The organism is Campylobacter sp. BCW_4323 (assembly GCF_001763115.1).
GTDB lineage: Bacteria > Campylobacterota > Campylobacteria > Campylobacterales > Campylobacteraceae > Campylobacter_D > Campylobacter_D jejuni.
The window spans coordinates 61,741-80,793 of the sequence record NZ_MJYC01000080.1; the positions used below are offsets into that span (position 1 = coordinate 61,741).

Annotated in this window: 16 protein-coding genes and 1 tRNA gene; all 17 read right to left on the bottom strand. The window is 33.5% G+C overall.

The genetic code is table 11. From position 1 onward, the window contains the following. Positions 1–68: 68 nt before the first annotated feature. Positions 69–1,055, bottom strand: coding sequence for a tRNA 2-selenouridine(34) synthase MnmH (gene mnmH, locus AJN60_RS08005; RefSeq protein ID WP_070286244.1), 987 nt, complete (start codon positions 1,053–1,055; stop codon positions 69–71). Further along, positions 1,045–1,530: an HIT family protein gene (locus AJN60_RS08010; RefSeq protein WP_002861229.1), complete on the bottom strand. Its 486-nt coding sequence runs from the start codon at positions 1,528–1,530 to the stop codon at positions 1,045–1,047. The genes mnmH and AJN60_RS08010 overlap by 11 nt, the downstream gene beginning before the upstream one ends. A gap of 9 nt (positions 1,531–1,539) precedes the next feature. Continuing rightward, positions 1,540–2,316 carry an indole-3-glycerol phosphate synthase TrpC gene (trpC, locus tag AJN60_RS08015; RefSeq protein ID WP_002868783.1) on the bottom strand — a complete coding sequence of 259 codons (777 nt, stop codon included), beginning with the start codon at positions 2,314–2,316 and terminating at the stop codon, positions 1,540–1,542. Further along, a complete protein-coding gene (locus AJN60_RS08020; protein ID WP_070286224.1) occupies positions 2,313–3,590 on the bottom strand; it encodes a tetratricopeptide repeat protein in 1,278 nt (425 codons plus the stop codon). The genes trpC and AJN60_RS08020 overlap by 4 nt, the downstream gene beginning before the upstream one ends. After that, positions 3,563–3,937, bottom strand: a complete 375-nt coding sequence (locus AJN60_RS08025) for a YkgJ family cysteine cluster protein (protein ID WP_070286225.1) — start codon at positions 3,935–3,937, stop codon at positions 3,563–3,565. Before AJN60_RS08025 ends, AJN60_RS08020 begins: the two co-directional genes overlap by 28 nt. Beyond that, positions 3,927–4,628: a tRNA1(Val) (adenine(37)-N6)-methyltransferase gene (locus tag AJN60_RS08030; protein WP_002861225.1), complete on the bottom strand. Its 702-nt coding sequence runs from the start codon at positions 4,626–4,628 to the stop codon at positions 3,927–3,929. Before AJN60_RS08030 ends, AJN60_RS08025 begins: the two co-directional genes overlap by 11 nt. 7 nt (positions 4,629–4,635) lie before the next feature. Then, positions 4,636–4,785 (bottom strand): hypothetical protein, encoded by a 150-nt coding sequence (locus tag AJN60_RS08035; RefSeq protein WP_004306029.1) that lies wholly within the window; start codon positions 4,783–4,785, stop codon positions 4,636–4,638. Between the two features lie 17 nt (positions 4,786–4,802). Then, positions 4,803–4,879 (bottom strand) — tRNA-Arg (locus AJN60_RS08040). A gap of 28 nt (positions 4,880–4,907) precedes the next feature. Beyond that, positions 4,908–6,983: an elongation factor G gene (fusA, locus tag AJN60_RS08045; protein WP_070286226.1), complete on the bottom strand. Its 2,076-nt coding sequence runs from the start codon at positions 6,981–6,983 to the stop codon at positions 4,908–4,910. A gap of 12 nt (positions 6,984–6,995) precedes the next feature. Then, positions 6,996–7,466: a 30S ribosomal protein S7 gene (gene rpsG / locus AJN60_RS08050; protein WP_002779471.1), complete on the bottom strand. Its 471-nt coding sequence runs from the start codon at positions 7,464–7,466 to the stop codon at positions 6,996–6,998. Between the two features lie 69 nt (positions 7,467–7,535). Next, positions 7,536–7,922: a 30S ribosomal protein S12 gene (rpsL, locus tag AJN60_RS08055; RefSeq protein ID WP_002782934.1), complete on the bottom strand. Its 387-nt coding sequence runs from the start codon at positions 7,920–7,922 to the stop codon at positions 7,536–7,538. A 121-nt stretch (positions 7,923–8,043) separates the two neighbouring features. After that, positions 8,044–12,597 carry a DNA-directed RNA polymerase subunit beta' gene (gene rpoC / locus AJN60_RS08060; RefSeq protein ID WP_070286227.1) on the bottom strand — a complete coding sequence of 1,518 codons (4,554 nt, stop codon included), beginning with the start codon at positions 12,595–12,597 and terminating at the stop codon, positions 8,044–8,046. Further along, a complete protein-coding gene (gene rpoB / locus AJN60_RS08065) occupies positions 12,590–16,726 on the bottom strand; it encodes a DNA-directed RNA polymerase subunit beta (protein ID WP_079861570.1) in 4,137 nt (1,378 codons plus the stop codon). The genes rpoC and rpoB overlap by 8 nt, the downstream gene beginning before the upstream one ends. A gap of 108 nt (positions 16,727–16,834) precedes the next feature. Beyond that, positions 16,835–17,212: a 50S ribosomal protein L7/L12 gene (rplL, locus tag AJN60_RS08070; RefSeq protein ID WP_002854820.1), complete on the bottom strand. Its 378-nt coding sequence runs from the start codon at positions 17,210–17,212 to the stop codon at positions 16,835–16,837. 20 nt (positions 17,213–17,232) lie between these two features. Further along, positions 17,233–17,712: a 50S ribosomal protein L10 gene (gene rplJ / locus AJN60_RS08075; RefSeq protein WP_002858610.1), complete on the bottom strand. Its 480-nt coding sequence runs from the start codon at positions 17,710–17,712 to the stop codon at positions 17,233–17,235. 151 nt (positions 17,713–17,863) lie between these two features. Further along, entirely contained in the window at positions 17,864–18,565 is a 702-nt protein-coding gene (rplA, locus tag AJN60_RS08080; RefSeq protein WP_070286229.1) for a 50S ribosomal protein L1, read from the bottom strand. Positions 18,566–18,619: 54 nt separating this feature from the next. Then, positions 18,620–19,045, bottom strand: a complete 426-nt coding sequence (gene rplK, locus AJN60_RS08085; RefSeq protein WP_002779452.1) for a 50S ribosomal protein L11 — start codon at positions 19,043–19,045, stop codon at positions 18,620–18,622. Positions 19,046–19,053: the final 8 nt, after the last annotated feature.

Below are 19,053 nucleotides of genomic sequence, written 5' to 3' on the forward strand. Positions count from 1 at the left end.
AGGATTATTACAAGATGATGAAGAAAAATTTGATTATTTAATAAAATTATCTAATATTAAAAAAGCAATTACACTTTAAAATGATCTAAAAGCTCTTCTTTAGCTTTAAAAATATCATCGGTATTTAACTCAAGATCAATCTTATCTGGTTTTTTATAAGTTTTATCATAATACTCCAAAAGCATAGCAATAAGCTTTTGCCATTCTTTTTTCTCATAACTTTGAAGCAAATCTTGGCGTAAATTTAAGCTGATATAAGGGCTGATTTTTTGCACGCATTGTTGAAATTTTAAAGGAGTCATTTTTTCTTGATAAATTTTTTGTATTCTTTTAACGCGATTTTCCAAAGAACAAAAACAATAAATTTTAAAAGCCTTTTGCATTTTTTCATAAAATTTCAAAGGTAAGATGATATCCCCTATTTTGCGACTTTCACTTTCTATGAAAGCAAAATTTTCTAAATTTTGCATATTGTGAAAAAGTTTTGCTTCAAAAGCTTTTTGCGTAGGTTGTTTTCCTAAAATATCACCAAAAGACGAGCCTAAATGATTTGCCATTTTTTCTAAATTTATAGCTTGTGGGAGTTGTTCTAAAAGCTCTGTTTTTCCACATCCTGTATTGCCGCAAAGAGCAAAAAAATCAAAATTTATTTCATTTTCAAAATAACGCGTTACAAAAGTTCTATAAGCTTTAAAGCCACCTTTTAAACGCACCACTCTAAAACCAAGCTCACTTAAAATCACTGCGATAGATTTTGAACGCAAACCCCCACGAGAACAATAAATCCCCACCTTTTCTCCTATGCGAAAATTTTGGGTGATTTCTAATATATGTTTAGCGGTATTTTGGCAAATATAACTCGCACCCCTAGCCTTGGCTAAAGCTTGATTCTTCTTATAAATTGTTCCTATTTCTTGATATTCTTCATCATTGAGTGCATAAAAATTTAAAGCTCCTATCAAATGAGAATGCAAAAATTCTCTAGGGCTTCTTGCATCGATTAAAAGAGAGAAATTTTCTTTTTGAAATTCTGTAAATTCAACTTCACTGAGCATTTTTAAAAGCCAAAACAAGTTTTTGATAAACTTGCTCGATATTAGTGCCACAAACCCTAGTTTCTCCTATGGTTGTGATAAAATTTGTATCTCCTGCCCAGCGTGGCACTAGATGATAATGACAATGAAAAGCTATGCCAGCTCCTGCATCTTTGCTTAAATTCATACCGATATTGACCCCATTTGCATGGATTTGCTCTTTTAAAATTTTTACCCCCAAACGCACAAAATGGCTCATTTCTTGCCAAATTTCATCGCTTAAATTTTCTATATGCTCTTCATGTACATAAGGAATCACCATAAAATGCCCCGCAGAATAAGGATAGCGGTTCATCACTCCAAAACAATGCTTTGCTCTAAAAATCACACCTAATTCTTTATCACTTTTGATCTTATTAGTACAATCACAAAATGGACAAACAGTTTTTTCTTTTTCAAAATACTCACTCCGCCATGGTGCATACAAATATTGCATTTTCCCTCCTTAAAGCAAAGCTTTTAAAGCCTTTCCTTCATCTTCCTCACGCATAAAATATTCGCCGATTAAAAAAGCGTCAACGCCTAAATTTTGTAAATGCTCTAAAAATTCTTTATTTTCTAAACCACTTTCTGCGATGATGATTTTTGAATTTGGGATTTGTGGGATAAGCTTTTCGCACAAACTCATATCCATAGTAAAATCCTCTAAATTACGATGATTAATACCGATAATATCCGCTCCAGCAAAAATTGCCTTACTCAAATCCTCTTTATCATGGATCTCAACCAAAGCCTCAAGACCTAAATGTCTTGCAAACTCAAGCAGTTTTTTAAGCTCTTTCATGCTTAGCATTTTAGCGATTAACAATACAAAATCTGCCCCATAAACCAAAGCTTCTAAAATTTGATACTCATCAAAGATAAAATCTTTTCTAAGTAAAGGAATTTGCGTATAACGGCGTATAAGACTTAAGTATTCTAAAGAACCTTTAAAAAAATGTGGCTCAGTCAAAACAGAAATCGCCGTAGCTTTGTTTTTCTCATAATTTAAAGCGATACTCAAAGGATCAAAGTCTTCTCTAATGACTCCCTTGCTAGGGCTTGCTTTTTTTACTTCTGCTATGATTTTAACTTCTTTTTCTACTCTTTTTAAAGCCTTAATCACATCTTTTGGAAAGAAAGGATTTGAAGCTAAAGAACGCCCTAACATATCATAAGGAAGTTTTAGTTTGCGTTCTTTTAAATCTTCTTTTGTTTTTTCAAAAATTTTATCCAATATCATGGTTTTATACACGCCTTTATCGCTTTTATATGAGCTTTGCTCTCATCAGAATTTGCAAATTCTTTATCATCTAATGTTTGCTTTAAGATCTCCCATGCTTGCTTACAATTGCCTAGTTTATAATACCCCCAAGCTAAAGAATCTAAATAATATAAATTCTGTGGATCTTTTTCTAAGGCAAGTTTCACAAGCTGCATGCCTTTTTTAACATCTAAATCGTAATCTATGAGCAAATATCCATAGTAGTTTAAATACAAAGCATTGCTATCTTTATCGATAGCCTGTTTGAATTTTTCTTTTACAGAATCAATAACTTTTGGAGTGATTTTTTTAGCTTCATTTGCAGCTTCAAATTCAAAAACTGCCGCTCGTAGAAGATATTCTTTATTTTTTGTTTTATGATAAAGAGCTAAACTCATTTTTTTAGCATCATCAAAGCGTTTTAAATTCTGATACAAAGCAAGTTTAATATCATCATCTAAATCATACTTCAAAGAAATTTTTAAAGCTTCTTCTGTTTTGCCTTGAGAATTTAAAAGCTCAACCAAAGCCAATGCAAAACTTTTATTTTTGGTAAGTTGATAAAGCTCTTTATATATACTTTTTAAAGCTTCGATATTTTTTTCATCAAAATAAATTTTAGCAAGCAAAACGCAAGTTTTGAGAGTGCAACCATTGGTTTTTCTTGAAAATTCTAAAACATTTTTAATATTTAAAGTATCATTTAAAATCGCATAAATTCCTATGAGTTTAAATAAAATTTCTTCATTTTGCACTTGATTGTAAGCAGATCTATAGTACTTTGTGGCATTTTTTAAATCATTTTTTTTAACCAAAATATCACCATAAAGCTCTAAATTTCTAGGATCGCTATCTTTTTTTGTTAAAAGCTCTTTCATAAGTTTTTGAGCATTATTGATATCATTTGAATTTAAAGCATAAAGAGCACTAAGTCGCTTAAGATTGTCATTTTGATTTAAATAAGACTTTGCTAGATTATTTAACTCTGCTTGCCTGTCAAGACTGTTTGCTAAAGTAAGCAAAAATGCATTTTCTAAAAAATTAGTATTATTATAATCTTGATAAAGACTTAAAAATTCATCTCTGGCTTTTTTGTATTGTTTATAATACTCATAATTATAAGCCTTCATAACCCTTAAATCAAAATCATTGCTTTTATATTTTGTATAATCAGGATAAACAACATTGATTTTTGAACTTCCACAAGCTACCAAAAAAAAGGCTGCTAAGACAAATAACAAATACCTATACATTCTTTTTCTAATTCCTTTTGATGTGTTTTAAAATATCCCCAAAATGGAAAAGTTCTGCATTGTTTTGGACGAAAATCGTAGATACTGCAATTTCTTTTTTGAGTATCAAAAAAAATGCAAGCAAAGCCATCTTCAAATTCGACTTCCTTAAAACTCATTTTAAAGCCCACTTTTCTCAAGTATTTTTCAGCAAATTCTTTGCTTTCTAAATTTAAATGCTTTCTTAATGCTTCTAATTCTTCCTTGCTTGCAAAAATATTGCCACTTTCTCCAGTACAACACTTTCCACCGCATTTCTCACAAGCATTTTCATCAAAAGCATAAGAAAAATTTTTATCAAATATCATAACTTTTTAACCTAAATCTTAAGTGAATTTCTTGCATTTGTTTGCTTAAAATTTCATTTTCATATACAAAAAAAGGAGGTAAAATCTCACAAGGCGATTTTGAACCTTTTTTTACCTGTATCAAAACAAGTCTTGCCTTTTTGTTTTGATGTGTATGTACAAAGCAAAGCTTTGTTATTTTTATTTTCATATCTTTTAAAATAAAACAAATTTCATCTAAAGCTAAAGCTTCATAGCAAAAATACAAAGTACCATTTGGCTTAAGCATAGAATTTGCTTTAGTTAAAAAGCTATGCAAGGGTAAAAATTCCTGAAATTTACTTATAGCTTTATGCTGATCTTCACTCTTGTAAGCTCCTTGTCTATAAAATGGAGGATTGCAAACTATGAAGTCAAATTTTTTTATGCTTTGAAATTGATTGAAATCATCATGAAAAATATCGCCTTGTATTTGGTTGGATTTTAAATTTTTTTCAATCAATTTTATATTTTCTTTTTGAATATCAATCAAAGATAAACTTAAATTTGCAATATTTTTTTTAAGTAAAATACCTATGATACCACAGCCTGCACCTACATCAAAAACAGCGCCTTTAATTCCTTGTTTTAAAATAAAATCAGCTAAAATTAAAGAATCACTATTGTAACGATACCCTTGTGATAATTGTGCTAGCGTAATCAAATCTGACATATATATTTTAATGCGTTGGAATTTTAATGCGTTTTGGAGGTTGTTCTTTAAATATATTTTGTTCTTTTGTTATATTATTATCTTCTTTAAAATTTACTGGGCTTTGTGCTACCAAAAAAGAAATTACAAAAGTTATAAAAAAAGCAATTTTTATCATAATAACACCTCATAAAATGGTGTCCACGGCGAGATTCGAACTCACGGCCTCAAAATTAGGAATTTTGCGCTCTATCCTGCTGAGCTACGAGGACAGAAAGCGGGAAAAATCCCGCTAACAATTTAACCGTTTCTTTTTTTGATGATTTCATCCGCAACATTTTTAGGAACTTCATCATAGTGATCAAATTCCATAGAATAAGTCGCACGACCTTGAGTTTGACTTCTAAGATCAGTAGAATAACCAAACATTTCAGCCAAAGGACAAAATGCTGTAATGATTTTATTTCCGCCACGCTCATCCATGCTATTTACTTGACCGCGGCGTTTGTTAAGATCGCCAATAACATCACCCATATAATCTTCAGGAGTTTCTACTTCAACTTTCATCATAGGCTCTAAGATTACAGCACCTGCTTTTCTAGCGCCTTCTTTAAAGCCCATAGAAGCAGCAAGCTTAAACGCCATCTCAGATGAATCCACCTCGTGATAACTTCCATCATAAACAGTTACTTTAACATCTTCCACAGGATAACCTGCTAAAACACCATTTTGTAATGCTTCTTGAACACCTTTATCAACTGCAGGAATGTATTCTTTTGGAATTACCCCACCTTTGATATCATTAACAAATTCATATCCACTACCTGGCTCAAGTGGTTCAAGGCGTAAGAATACATGTCCATACTGACCACGTCCACCTGATTGTTTAGCGTATTTGTATTCTTGTTCAACAGTTTTTCTAATAGTTTCGCGATAAGCAACTTGTGGTTGACCTACTTCAGCTTCAACTTTAAATTCACGAAGCATTCTATCAACGATAATTTCAAGGTGTAACTCACCCATACCTGAAATGATAGTTTGGCCACTTTCTTCATCTGTAGAAACTCTAAAACTTGGATCTTCTTGTGCTAATTTATTTAAAGCAATAGACATTTTTTCTTGATCAGCTTTAGTTTTTGGCTCAACTGCAACAGAAATAACTGGATCTGGAAAATCCATTCTTTCAAGGATTACCTTATCTTTTTCACTTGCAAGAGTATCCCCTGTTAAAGTATCTTTAAGTCCTACAACAGCACCAATTTCGCCTGCGTAAAGCACTTTAATCTCTTCTCTTTTGTTAGAGTGCATTTTTAACAAACGACCAATTCTCTCTTTTTTATCTTTAGTTGAGTTATAAGCATAAGAACCACTTTCCAAACAACCACGATAAACACGTACGAAAGTAAGTTGTCCTACAAATGGATCTGTCATGATTTTAAATGCAAGCCCTGCAAACTCGCCATCATCAGTTGATTTTACAGAAACTTCTGTGCCATCTTCATATTCACCCTTGATATTTGCCACTTCATCAGGAGCTGGTAAATAAGCCACAACAGCATCAAGTAAAGGTTGAACCCCTTTATTTTTAAACGCTGTACCGCAAAGCATAGGAACGATAGAAAGACTTAAACATCCTGCTTTAATCCCTGTTTTAATCTCTTCAAGGCTTAATTCTTCTCCGCCTAAATATTTTTCCATCAACTCATCTGAAGTTTCAGAAACTGCTTCTATCATTTTTGTGCGATATTCTTCTGCCTTTTCTTTAAGTTCAGCTGGAATTTCTTTTTCTACATAATCAGTTGGCTTAGTATCATCTTCCCAAACTAAAGCTTTCATAGTTACAAGATCGATTACGCCTTTAAAATTATCCTCAGCACCAATTGGAATTTGAAGTGGAACTGGATTAGCTTTTAAACGGTTACGAATTTGATCTTCTACATTGTAAAAATTTGCACCGATTCTATCCATTTTGTTTACAAATACTATTCTTGGAACACCGTATTTATTTGCTTGTCTCCAAACTGTTTCACTTTGAGGTTGCACCCCACCCACTGAACAAAATACCGCAACAGCACCATCAAGAACACGCATAGATCTTTCAACTTCAATTGTAAAATCAACGTGGCCTGGAGTGTCAATAAGGTTGATTTGATAGTCTTTCCAAAAACAAGTTGTAGCCGCAGAAGTGATAGTAATCCCACGCTCTTTCTCTTGTTCCATCCAGTCCATAGTTGCAGCACCATCATGAACTTCACCGATTTTATGACTCATACCTGTAAAGAAAAGAATTCTTTCAGATGTAGTCGTTTTACCCGCATCGATGTGAGCAGCAATACCGATATTTCTAACTTTTTTCAAAGGAGTACTTCTTGACATACACACTCCTTCTTACCAACGATAGTGAGCAAATGCTTTATTTGCTTCAGCCATTTTATAAGTATCTTCTTTCTTCTTAAATGAAGCACCTTTGCTATTAGCAGCATCTAAAAGCTCAGCTGCAAGTTTATCAATCATAGTTCTTTCACTTCTTTTTCTTGCAAAAGAAATAATCCAACGAATCGCCAAAGCTTGTTGTCTAGCAGGGCGAACTTCTACTGGAACTTGATAGGTTGCGCCACCTACACGACGAGATTTCACTTCTAATAAAGGCTTGATATTTTCAATCGCATCATTAAAAATATCAATACCTTTTTTCTCGCCACCTTTTTTATCAATAGCTTCCAAAGCACCATACATAATTGTTGTAGCTGTGCTTTTTTTGCCATCATACATTAAAGAATTAATAAATTTTGTGATTACTTTATTACCATAAATCGGATCAGGCAAGACTTCTCTTACCGGAGCTTTTCTTCTTCTCATTATTTTTCCTTCAAATTTTAAATTTTACTCAAACAAAATCAAATCTAACGGATTTGTCTGTATGAATGATTATTTTGCAGCGCCTGCTTTAGGGCGTTTAGCACCATATTTAGAACGAGAAACTGTTCTTTTTGCAACACCTGCTGTATCAAGAGCACCACGAACGATGTGATATTTAACCCCTGGTAAGTCTTTTACCCTACCACCACGCACTAAAACAATGCTGTGTTCTTGCAAGTTATGACCTTCACCGCCGATATAACTGATCACTTCAAAGCCACTAGTAAGTCTTACTTTGGCAACTTTTCTTAACGCTGAGTTTGGCTTTTTAGGTGTTGTAGTATAAACCCTAGTGCAAACTCCCCTTCTTTGTGGACAATTTTTAAGCGCTGGAGATTTAGATTTTTCTAAAACTTTTTTGCGCTCTTTTCTAACCAATTGATTTATGGTAGGCACAATAATTCCTTTCTTTAAAAATGTAATAAACTTTGGATGATATCTAATTTTTGCTTATAATTTAGTTAAAAAATATTTAAATGAGGAAATATAGCCCTAAAAAAGGGCTATTAATAAAAAGTTATTCTTGTTCTTTAAGTTTTAAATTTTGTTCGCCATAAAGCCCTGTTCCAACAGGTATCATTCTACCTAAAATAACATTTTCCTTTAAATCTTCCAAGTAATCAAATTTACCTGCAATACTTGCTTCGGTTAAAACTTTAGTAGTTTCTTGGAATGAAGCCGCAGAAATCACACTATCACTTCCAATCGCTGCTCTTGTTACACCTAAAAGCACAGGCTCGGCAATAGCTGGTTCTCCACCCATTCTAATGATTCTTTCGTTTTCTTCACGGAATTTACGTCTTGAAACCAAATCACCTTCGATAAATTTCGTATGTCCACTATCTACAACTTTTACTTGTCTTAGCATTTGAGAAACGATAACTTCTATATGTTTATCAGAAATCACAACACCTTGCCCGCGATAAACTTGTTGAATTTCAGAAATCAAATAATAATGCAAGGCTTTTTCACCTAAAATTTTAAGCACATCATGACTCGAAACAACTCCATCTGTAAGTTTTTCACCTGCATGTATAAACTCGCCATCTCTTACTTGAATGTGTTTTGATTTGTCGATTAAATACTCAGCACTTGTTCCATCTTCTGCTTGGATAATGATTCTTTCTTTGGAACGTAAAGGTTTATCAAAACGAACAACACCATCAATTTCTGCAATCACAGCCGCATTTTTTGGTTTTCTTGCTTCAAAAAGTTCAGAAACTCTTGGAAGACCTCCTGTAATATCTTTTGATTTAGCTGCAGCTTTTGGAGTTTTTGCTAAAATATCTGCTTGAGCGATTTTATCGCCATCATGAACAAAAATAACGGTTTTTGGTTCAAGCTGATAACGCACAGCCTTATCACCTTTTCCTGCAATTACCAAAGTCGGTCTAACTCCGCTTGGCAAATACTCATTAATCACTAAAGAACGCTTACCTGTAGCTTCATCAATTTGCTCATCAGCACTATAACCTGCTTCAATATCTTCAAAGCTTACAACACCATCAATTTCTGCAATAATAGTATTATTATAAGCATCCCATTCTGCAATCACTTTTCTTTCTTTTTTAGGAGCACTTGCAATGATAGTATTTGCATCATCGATTTTTTCACTATCATTAAATTCTATCTTAGATTCTCTTGGGATATAGTGTCTTTTTGCTTCTCTATCATTTTCATCAGCAATCACCACAAAGAATCCCTTTTCTTTAACAATATCGCCTTTTTTAACATTTTTTACTCTATCTAAACCATCGCCTTTAAGGATATAAAATTTAAGCGTTCCCTTTTCTCCTGCTTTGATATTTTGTACCACGGGCTCGCCATCTTCTACTAAAATTTCACTCGCAAAAGGAATACGATTAGGAATGTTCCAACCCTCTTTAATCACTTCCACGATACTTTCATTTTCTTCTACTTGCATACCACTTTGATATGGCAAATAAAGTTTTCCATCTATACTACCACTTACGCCTGCTAATTCATTTGGTTTAGCAAGATCGTATTTTCTTAGTATGTACTTTACTTCTTGTTTTTTATCTTTAATAGAAACAATCACATCTTCATGAATATTTTCTATATTAATCACACCTTTAAATGGAGTTTTGATTTTTGGCTCCACAAGTAAAATCGCCGCATTTCTACGATTTGCTACGATATTTTTACCTTCTTTGTTTTTATAAGTTTTAAGATTATAAAATCTTATAAAACCTTCTTTTTGTGCGCTTACTTGTCTATCTTGTAAATCCGTACTTGCAGTCCCCCCGCTGTGGAAAGTTCTTAGAGTTAGCTGCGTCCCTGGCTCGCCGATAGATTGAGCGGAAATAATTCCTACTGCTTCACCTGGTTTTACTAATTTACCTTCGCCAAGATTGATACCATAACATTTTGCACAAATTCCTTTTTTAGCTTTGCAAGTAATAGGAGTGCGGATATTGACACTTTTTATACCGCTTTCTCCAAGAATTTTTGCTTTTTCCTCATCCATTAAAGTACCTTCTGCAAAAAGCACAGAATTTGTAATAGGATCGATCACATCTTCAGCTAAAACCCTGCCTAAAATTCTTTCTTCTAAAGTTTCTATAATAGAACTATCTGCGGTAATTTCATTGGTTTCAACACCTTCATGCGTTCCACAATCTTCAATGGTAATTTTTACATTTTGTGCAACATCGATGAGTTTTCTTGTCAAATAACCAGCGTTTGCTGTTTTAAGAGCGGTATCTGCAAGACCTTTTCTAGCACCGTGGGTTGAAATAAAGTATTCAAGAACATTCAGTCCTTCACGGAAATTCGAAATAATAGGCGTTTCGATAATAGAACCATCAGGTTTAGTCATAAGTCCTCTCATCGCAGCAAGCTGAGAAATTTGAGCCGCACTACCCCTAGCACCAGAATCTGCCATCATATAAATAGAGTTAAAACCTTCTTTATCTTTTTCTACAAGCTTCATCATCTCTTTTGAAAGAACATTGTTTGTACTTTTCCAAATATCAATGATTTTATTGTATCTTTCCCCTGAAGTAATCAAACCGAGATTATAAGAATTTTGAATTTCTCTTACTTGTTTTTTTGCTTCATTGATAGCTTTTTGCTTGTCATTAGGAACAATAATATCTGCAATCGAAATTGAAATACCTGCTTTCGTTGCATACTCAAAACCTAAATTTTTAAGTCTATCCAAGAAACTTGCTGTAATCTCTAAACCACCTTGTTTATAAACATAATCCACAAGCGCGGCAATGTCTTTTTTCTTTAAGACTTTATTCCAACTATTTTCAGGCACAAAATCAGGTAAAATAGATTTAATAATCAATCTTCCTGCTGTAGTAGTAATCTTTCTACCATCTATCATAGTTTGTATACTCGCATGAATATCCAAACACTTGCTTTCAAGTGCCATCATCACTTCATCAATGCCTGTACAAATTTTATGCGAACCTTTAGCACCTGCTTTTTCCAATGAAAGATAATAAATTCCTAAAACCATATCTTGCGATGGAACGGTTACAGACTTACCACTTGCTGGCAAAAGAATATTCATTGATGAAAGCATAAGCACTTTACATTCTGCAATAGCCTCTTGAGAAAGTGGCACATGCACCGCCATTTGATCCCCATCAAAGTCCGCGTTAAATGCTGCACAAACTAAAGGATGAAGTTGTATAGCCTTACCTTCCACTAAAACAGGATGAAAAGCTTGAATAGAAAGTTTATGTAAAGTAGGCGCACGGTTTAGCATAACAGGATGCCCTTTTACCACCTCTTCTAAACATTCCCAAACTTCATTAGTTTTATTTTCTATCATTTTTTTAGCTTGTTTTACTGTGGTTGCATAACCTTTTTCTTCAAGTTTAGCTAAAAGATGTGGTTTAAAAAGTTCTAAAGCCATTTTTTTAGGTAAACCACATTGATCCATTCTAAGTTTTGGACCCACAACAATAACGCTACGACCTGAAAAATCAACCCTCTTACCTAGTAGGTTTTGTCTAAAACGTCCTTGTTTGCCTTTAATAATTTCACTTAAAGATTTTAATGGGCGTTTATTTGCTCCTTTTACAGCATTAGCACGACGACCGTTGTCAAAAAGTGCATCAACAGCCTCTTGGAGCATTCTTTTTTCATTTCTTATAATGATTTCAGGTGCATCAAGTTCCATAAGTTTTTTAAGACGTGTATTTCTATTAATAACACGACGATATAAGTCATTCACATCAGAAACTGCAAATTTCCCACCATCTAAAGCCACTAAAGGACGCAAATCTGGCGGTAAAACTGGAAGATTTGTAATCATCATCCATTCAGGACGATTTGGTACGGCTTCATCGCTATCGGTATTGGCGTTTAAATTTGAATTTAAGAAATTTTCTACAACTTTTAAGCGTTTAATGATGGTTTTTTTCTTAGCCTCTGAATTTGTAGCCGCCATTTCTTCTTTAAGCTGATTTAAAAGCGCTACAAGATCTAAATTTGCAAGTAAATCACGAACAACTTCTCCACCCATTCTTGCTTTAAAGCCACTATTTTCATAGCGTTGCATTAAATTTTGATATTGCTCCTCGTTTAAAACATCGCAATATTCCACTTTTTTAGTACTTTCATTATCATAGAAAGCATCTCCTGGGTTTTCAACGATATAAGCTTCATAATAAAGCACGCGCTCAAGATCTTTCATCTTAACACCCAAAAGCGTCCCTATACGGCTTGGAAGAGAATTAACATACCAAATATGAGCCACAGGAGTTACAAGCTCAATATGCCCCATTCTAGAACGACGCACTTTTGAATTTGCTACTTCAACACCACATTTTTCACACTTAACGCCTTTAAAACGCATTTTTTTGTATTTACCACAAAGACACTCATAATCTCTTATAGGTCCAAAAATCTTTGCACAAAAAAGCCCATCTCTTTCAGGCTTTAAGGTTCTATAATTGATAGTTTCTGGTTTTTTTACTTCTCCATAAGACCATGATTTGATTTTTTCAGGACTTGCAAGTCTTAGTTGAAACGCTTCAAAATCTCTAGGTCTTGCATCTTCTTTGATTTCTATTACTTTAAATTTACTCATTATCTTCATCCTTATCAAAAATCTCAACATCTAAAGCAAGAGATTTAAGCTCATTGGTTAATACAAAAAATGTTTCAGGAATTCCTGTTGCTGGAACATTTTCACCTTTTGTCAATGCTTTATAAGCACTAAATCTACCTTCTACATCATCTGATTTTATGGTTAACATTTCTCTTAAAGTATGAGCCGCTCCATAAGCTTCAAGTGCCCAAACTTCCATTTCTCCAAATCTTTGTCCCCCAAAGAGTGCTTTACCACCCACAGGTTGTTGGGTAACTAAGCTGTAAGGTCCTGTACTTCTTGCGTGAACTTTCTCATCAACCAAGTGGTGGAGTTTTAGCATATACATACATCCTACATGAACACGCTCTGCGATTTTCTCACCCGTGCGTCCATCATAAAGTTCTGTTTTGCCGTCCATATCTATCTTGGCCATTTCAAAAAGCTTGCTAAATTCTTCTATATTTACACCTTCAAAAACAGGAGTAGCAAATTTAACTCCTTTACTCCAGTCTCTAGCATAGTTTAAAAGCTCTTCATTGCTTAAGCTTTTAATAAATTCTTTTTCGCTTGCAAGTCTTGGAATAGAACAAATTTCAAGCATTTTTGCTCTTAATTCTTTAAGAAAATCTTTTTGCTTTCTGTCAAAAATTTCTTGAATCTGATCTCCGAGTCTAAGTCCAATTAAACCCAAATGGCTTTCTAAAATTTGGCCTATATTCATACGACTTGGAACGCCAAGTGGATTAAGCGCAATATCCACGCTTTTGCCATTTGGTAAATAAGGCATATCCACTTCAGGAACTATAGTTGAAACTATACCTTTGTTTCCGTGGCGTCCTGCCATTTTATCACCGACTTTAAGCTTTCTCTTTGTAGCAATATAAACTTTAACAAGCTTAATTACCCCACTTGGTAAAATATCATCTTTTTCTAAAATTTCAAGCTTTTCATCGTGTTCTGCTTTTAATTTTTTCTTCTCATTTTGGAAATGATTTTTTAAATCATCGTATTCTTTTTGAATCTCTTTAGAATAAGCTTTAATCAAAGTTGTTAAAGTAAAACGATTGATTTTTTCAAGTTCGCTAATATCTGCAGTTTGTCCTTTTTTATAATTTTTATCTCCAATTTTTTGATCACTATTTAAAGGGGCTTTGGAAAGAAGAGCACAAACACGAAGCATTTCTTCTCTATCCATCATCAAAAGTCTATCATGATGTTCTTTTTCTAAAGCCATTTTTTCTTTATCATAAGATTTTATTGCGCGATCATCTTTTTCATAGCCTTTTTTAGTGAAAATTTTAACATCCACAACAACACCCTCTAAAGAAGCGGTTGCATAAAGTGATTTATTCACAACATGTCCTGCTTTTTCCCCAAAAATAGCTCTTAAAAGTCTTTCTTCAGGAGTTGGTTTAACCTCACCTTTTGGAGAAACCTTACCCACCAAAATCATACCTGGTTTGATATGGGTACCAATTTTTGCAATACCGCTCTCATCAAGATGTGCAACATCTTCTTCTTTTACATTTGGGATATCTTTGGTAATTTCTTCTATGCCGTCTTTTAGTTCTCTTGCTTCAATTTCTTTTTCATAAATGTGCACGCTTGTAAAGGTATCTTCACGAATAATTCTCTCACTTACAACTATAGCATCCTCATAGTTATAACCATTCCAAGGCATAAAAGCGATTAAAGCATTTTTACCTATAGCAAGTTCGCCTTGATCCATAGAAGGACCATCTGCGATAATTTGTCCTGCTTTTACTATATCACCTTTTTTAACAATAGGATGTTGAATATAATTTGTATTTTGATTGGTTCTTAAATTTTTCTCCATAGTATAATGGTCAATAAATGGACCTTTATCATCTTCACCTAAAATGAAAATGCTTTTATTATCCACTTTCTCAACCACACCGCCACGCTTTGCTTTAACAGCTTCCCAAGCATCACGCGCAATAATTTGTTCCATACCTGTTCCTACTATCGGAGCTGAAGCAGTAAGAAGTGGCACAGCTTGACGTTGCATGTTTGAACCCATTAGTGCTCTGTTTGCATCATCGTGCTCTAAAAACGGAATCAAAGAAGCCGCAACCCCAACAACCATACCTGAGCAAAGATCGATTAATTGCACTTCTTCGCGTCTTGCAAGTATAGTTTCACCATCTTGTCTAGCCTCAACAAATTCTTCTACTATATTGCCTTTAGCATCAACTTTGGTTGAAGCTGGTGCAATAAACAAGCCTTCTTCTTGTGTTGCTGTAAGATAAACAACTTCATTAGTCACTTTACCATTTACAACTTTTCTATATGGTGCTTCAACAAAGCCAAGTTCATTTACTTTTGCATAAGTAGAAAGAGTGTTAATCAAACCAATATTTTGACCTTCAGGTGTTTCAACTGGACAAATTCTACCATAATGTGTCGCGTGAACATCACGCACTTCAAAACCTGCTCTTTCTTTTACAAGCCCACCTTCACCAAGCGCTGACAAACGACGCTTATGAGTAACCTCACTTAAAGGGTTGGTTTGATCCATAAATTGCGAAAGCTGACCTCCTGTAAAAAATTCAATGATAGTTGTAGTAATCATTTTAGGATTGATTAAATCATAAGGCATTACTTTATCAAGATCTGCATTTAAAGAAGTAAATTTATCTCTGATCGCCTTTTGCATTTTTGCAAGACCTAAATGAAGTTCATTGGCTAAAAGTTCACCTATAGAACGGATACGACGATTTCCTAAATGATCTCTATCATCAATATGTCCTTTACCATTTTTTACTTTAATTAAATATTTTGCAGTTTTAATAATATCTTCATTAGTCAAAACAGTAACATACTCAGGTACTTCAAGACCTAATTTATGGTTCATTTTCATACGACCTACCTTGGTAAGATCGTATCTTTCAGGATTGAAGAATAAATCATTTACAAAAGCCTTCGCTGCATCTTTTACCACAGGTTCACCTGGGCGCATAACTTTGTAAATTCTAATCGCAGCTAAATCATTTTCATCATCGATATTTTCACTTTGTTTAAGAAGTTTTAGAGTTTCTCCATCTTGAGCAAAGGAGTTAATAATCGCTGCATCAACGCCATTAGCCAAGTCATTTGCTATATCAAAACTTTTTTGCTCTTTAATCTTAGCAAGCTTACTCTCATCTAACAAAGTTAAAAAATCAAATAAAACCTCTCCACTTTCTTTATCAATAATAGGATTTGCTAAATAACGATTAAGTAAAATTTCTACAGGATATTCTATCCATTTTAAACCGTCTTTAATAAGCTGTTCTGCTTTTTTCTTTGTAAGTCTTTTTCCAGCTTGATGAACGATTTTTCCTTTTTCATCTTTAATATCATATTCTATTCTATCCATAAAATCATTTGGATTAAATTCTGTTAAAAATTTATCTTTTTTCACATGTATAGTCTGAATAGGATAAAACAACTTAATAATATCTTGTTTTTTATACCCTAAAGCTCTAAAAAGCATAGTTACAGGAACTTTTCTACGCTTATTGATTCTTACATACAAAACATCTTTGGCATCGTATTCAAAATAAAGCCACGAACCACGATCAGGAATAATTTGTGCTGTATAAACAAGCTTATTTGCAACCGTTGAACTTTCTTCTTCTTTAAAAATAACACCAGGGCTTCTATGTAATTGATTTACAACCACTCTCTCAACCCCGTTAATGATAAAAGATACACGATCTGTCATTAAAGGAATTTCGCGGATATAAATTTCTTGTTCTTTAATATCTTTTACGCCAACTTTTTCCCCTGTTTTTTCATCTTTTTCATGCAGAGTAAGACGGATTTTCATTTTTAAATTTACAGAATAAGTCAAACCTCTTTCCATGCATTCGCGAATGGTATATTTTGGCTTGCCTATTTCGCTACTAACATATTCAAGACTCAATCTATTTTGCGGATCATGAATAGGAAAAATTGATTTAAAAACTTTTTCTATGCCACTTTCACCATTATCAAGATTTAAAAAATAATCAAAACTCTTTTTTTGTAATTGTAGAAGATTTGGGATTTCTATTTGTTTTGAAATGTTTGAGAAGTCTACTCTTAAACGATTTCCTAATTTATTATCTAACATATCGCACATACCTCATGGTAAATTTTGTAAATTTAAAAAAGAAGACCTAAAAATTAGGTAAAAATAAAAAAAGAAGACTTGCCTTGGCAAATCTTCTTCTAACTTTAAAGCTTAAAATTACTTAAGTTCTACTTTAGCACCAGCTTCTTCAAGTTGTTTTTTAGCTTCCTCAGCTTCAGCTTTAGCCACACCCTCTTTTAGAGTTGAAGGAGTTTGCTCAACTGCATCTTTTGCTTCTTTAAGACCAAGGCCTGTAAGAGCACGAACGATTTTAATAACTTCAATCTTTTTAGCGCCGCCATCAGTTAAAACGATATCAAATTCAGTTTTTTCTTCAGCAGCAGCTGCAGCACCACCAGCTGCAGCACCACCAGCCACCATTACAGGAGCAGCAGACACACCAAATTTTTCTTCAAATTCTTTTACAAGTTCTGATAACTCAAGAACACTTAAATTTGAAATATATTCTAATACATCTTCTTTAGAAATTGCCATTTTTTATCCTTTTATTTAATTTATTCAGATTCTTTTTTATTTTTAAGCGCATTTAAACCTATTGTGAAATTGGTAATTGGCGCATTCCAAACTTGCAAAAGCATAGCAAGCAACTCATTGCGTGAAGGCATTTTAGCAAGAGCTTTAACCTTAGCAACATCTGCAACTTCGCCTTCAATATGAGCTGTTTTGATTTCAAATTTATCGTTATTTTCTTCAAATTTAGCAGCTACTTTTGAAACACTTAGCTGATCTTCGCCCCAAAGATAAATATTTGTATCTTTAAGAACTAGACCTGTTTTACCGGAATTGTTAAGAGCAATGTTAGCCAAAGTATTTTTAACAATTTGAACTTTTACATTGTTTTCTCTTGCATTATTTCTAAGCTCTTCTAGTTTTTTTGTGCTAAGACCTCTGTAATTACAAACTACAATAGCTTCACTAGCTTTAAAACCTTCTTCAAGTTTAGCAATAATCTCAACTTTTTCGCTTCTAGTCACATTTTCTCCTTTCCGATTGAGATTTCAAGTAGAGTGGAAATCCAATTAAGCTTACGCCTCGACTATCTTCAATCTAAAATAAACATTTGAAAAAATCAAAAATTTTTTCAAATGTTTATTTTAAAACAAAAGAGTTGCAAAAAAGCAACTCTTATCTCATATCAAGCAATTCTTGTGTTTCAAGCTTTACAGAAGGACTCATTGTCAAAGATAAAGCCGCATTTTTAATATATCTACCTTTAGCTGCAGCAGGTTTGTGTTTGTTAATTGCCTTTACAAAAGTGCTAACATTGTCCCATAATTGTTCTTTAGAAAAACTTACTTTACCAAGACCTGCATGGATATTTCCTTGCTTATCAACACGGAAATTTACCTGACCACTTTTTGCATTATTAACCGCTTGAGCAACATCCATAGTCACTGTTCCGGTTTTAGGATTTGGCATTAAACCTTTTGGGCCTAAAATTCTACCAACTTTACCAACAAGTCCCATTAAATTTGGAGTAGCAATCAAAACATCAAAATTCATATTACCTTTTTGGATTTCTTCTACTAAATCATCGCTACCCACAATATCTGCACCAGCATTTTTCGCTTCATCAGCTTTTGCGTCTTTTGCAATTACAGCAACGCGAACTTTTTTACCCGTTCCAGCAGGTAAAACAACAGATCCTCTTACCATTTGATCTGCATGTCTTGGATCAACATTAAGTTTTAAAGCAATTTCTACAGTCTCATCAAATTTAGCAGACTTTAAAGTCTTTATTGTATCAATTGCATCGCTTAAAGCATACTCTTTATTTGAATCAATTTTTTGTGATAATTCTTTTAATCTTTTTGCTATCTTAGCCATTTATTTTCTCCGCATTTTAAAGTGCTACCGCCTTTTACCTTGACGGTGAAAGGATTAATCTACGATTTCAACACCCATAGAACGAGCTGAACCTGCAATAATTTTAGCAGCTTGATCTCTATCTTTAGTATTTAAATCTGCAATTTTCTTATCTACTATTTCTAAAACTTGAGCACGAGTTAACTTACCCACCTTATTTTTAAGCGGATTGTCCGTACCTTTAGAAATTCCAGCTGCTTTTTTGATCAAATCCGTAGCTGGCGGTTGTTTTGTAATAAAAGTAAAACTTTTATCTGCATAAACAGTGATAACAACAGGGATATTAAAACCTGCCATATCTTTTGTTCTTTCATTAAAAGCCTTACAAAACTCCATAATATTAACACCTTGCTGACCTAAAGCAGGACCAACAGGTGGTGATGGGTTTGCTTTTGTGGCAGCAATTTGCAATTTAATTTCGCCTACGACTTTTTTAGCCATAACAAATC

Bases quoted from the DNA above. Each gene is read 5' to 3' on its own strand.
- mnmH (WP_070286244.1), bottom strand. From the start codon at position 1,055: ATGCTCAGTGAAGTTGAATTTACAGAATTTCAAAAAGAAAATTTCTCT.
- AJN60_RS08010 (WP_002861229.1), bottom strand. From the start codon at position 1,530: ATGCAATATTTGTATGCACCATGGCGGAGTGAGTATTTTGAAAAAGAA.
- trpC (WP_002868783.1), bottom strand. From the start codon at position 2,316: ATGATATTGGATAAAATTTTTGAAAAAACAAAAGAAGATTTAAAAGAA.
- AJN60_RS08020 (WP_070286224.1), bottom strand. From the start codon at position 3,590: ATGTATAGGTATTTGTTATTTGTCTTAGCAGCCTTTTTTTTGGTAGCT.
- AJN60_RS08025 (WP_070286225.1), bottom strand. From the start codon at position 3,937: ATGATATTTGATAAAAATTTTTCTTATGCTTTTGATGAAAATGCTTGT.
- AJN60_RS08030 (WP_002861225.1), bottom strand. From the start codon at position 4,628: ATGTCAGATTTGATTACGCTAGCACAATTATCACAAGGGTATCGTTAC.
- AJN60_RS08035 (WP_004306029.1), bottom strand. From the start codon at position 4,785: ATGATAAAAATTGCTTTTTTTATAACTTTTGTAATTTCTTTTTTGGTA.
- fusA (WP_070286226.1), bottom strand. From the start codon at position 6,983: ATGTCAAGAAGTACTCCTTTGAAAAAAGTTAGAAATATCGGTATTGCT.
- rpsG (WP_002779471.1), bottom strand. From the start codon at position 7,466: ATGAGAAGAAGAAAAGCTCCGGTAAGAGAAGTCTTGCCTGATCCGATT.
- rpoC (WP_070286227.1), bottom strand. From the start codon at position 12,597: ATGAGTAAATTTAAAGTAATAGAAATCAAAGAAGATGCAAGACCTAGA.
- rpoB (WP_079861570.1), bottom strand. From the start codon at position 16,726: ATGTGCGATATGTTAGATAATAAATTAGGAAATCGTTTAAGAGTAGAC.
- rplL (WP_002854820.1), bottom strand. From the start codon at position 17,212: ATGGCAATTTCTAAAGAAGATGTATTAGAATATATTTCAAATTTAAGT.
- rplA (WP_070286229.1), bottom strand. From the start codon at position 18,565: ATGGCTAAGATAGCAAAAAGATTAAAAGAATTATCACAAAAAATTGAT.
- rplK (WP_002779452.1), bottom strand. From the start codon at position 19,045: ATGGCTAAAAAAGTCGTAGGCGAAATTAAATTGCAAATTGCTGCCACA.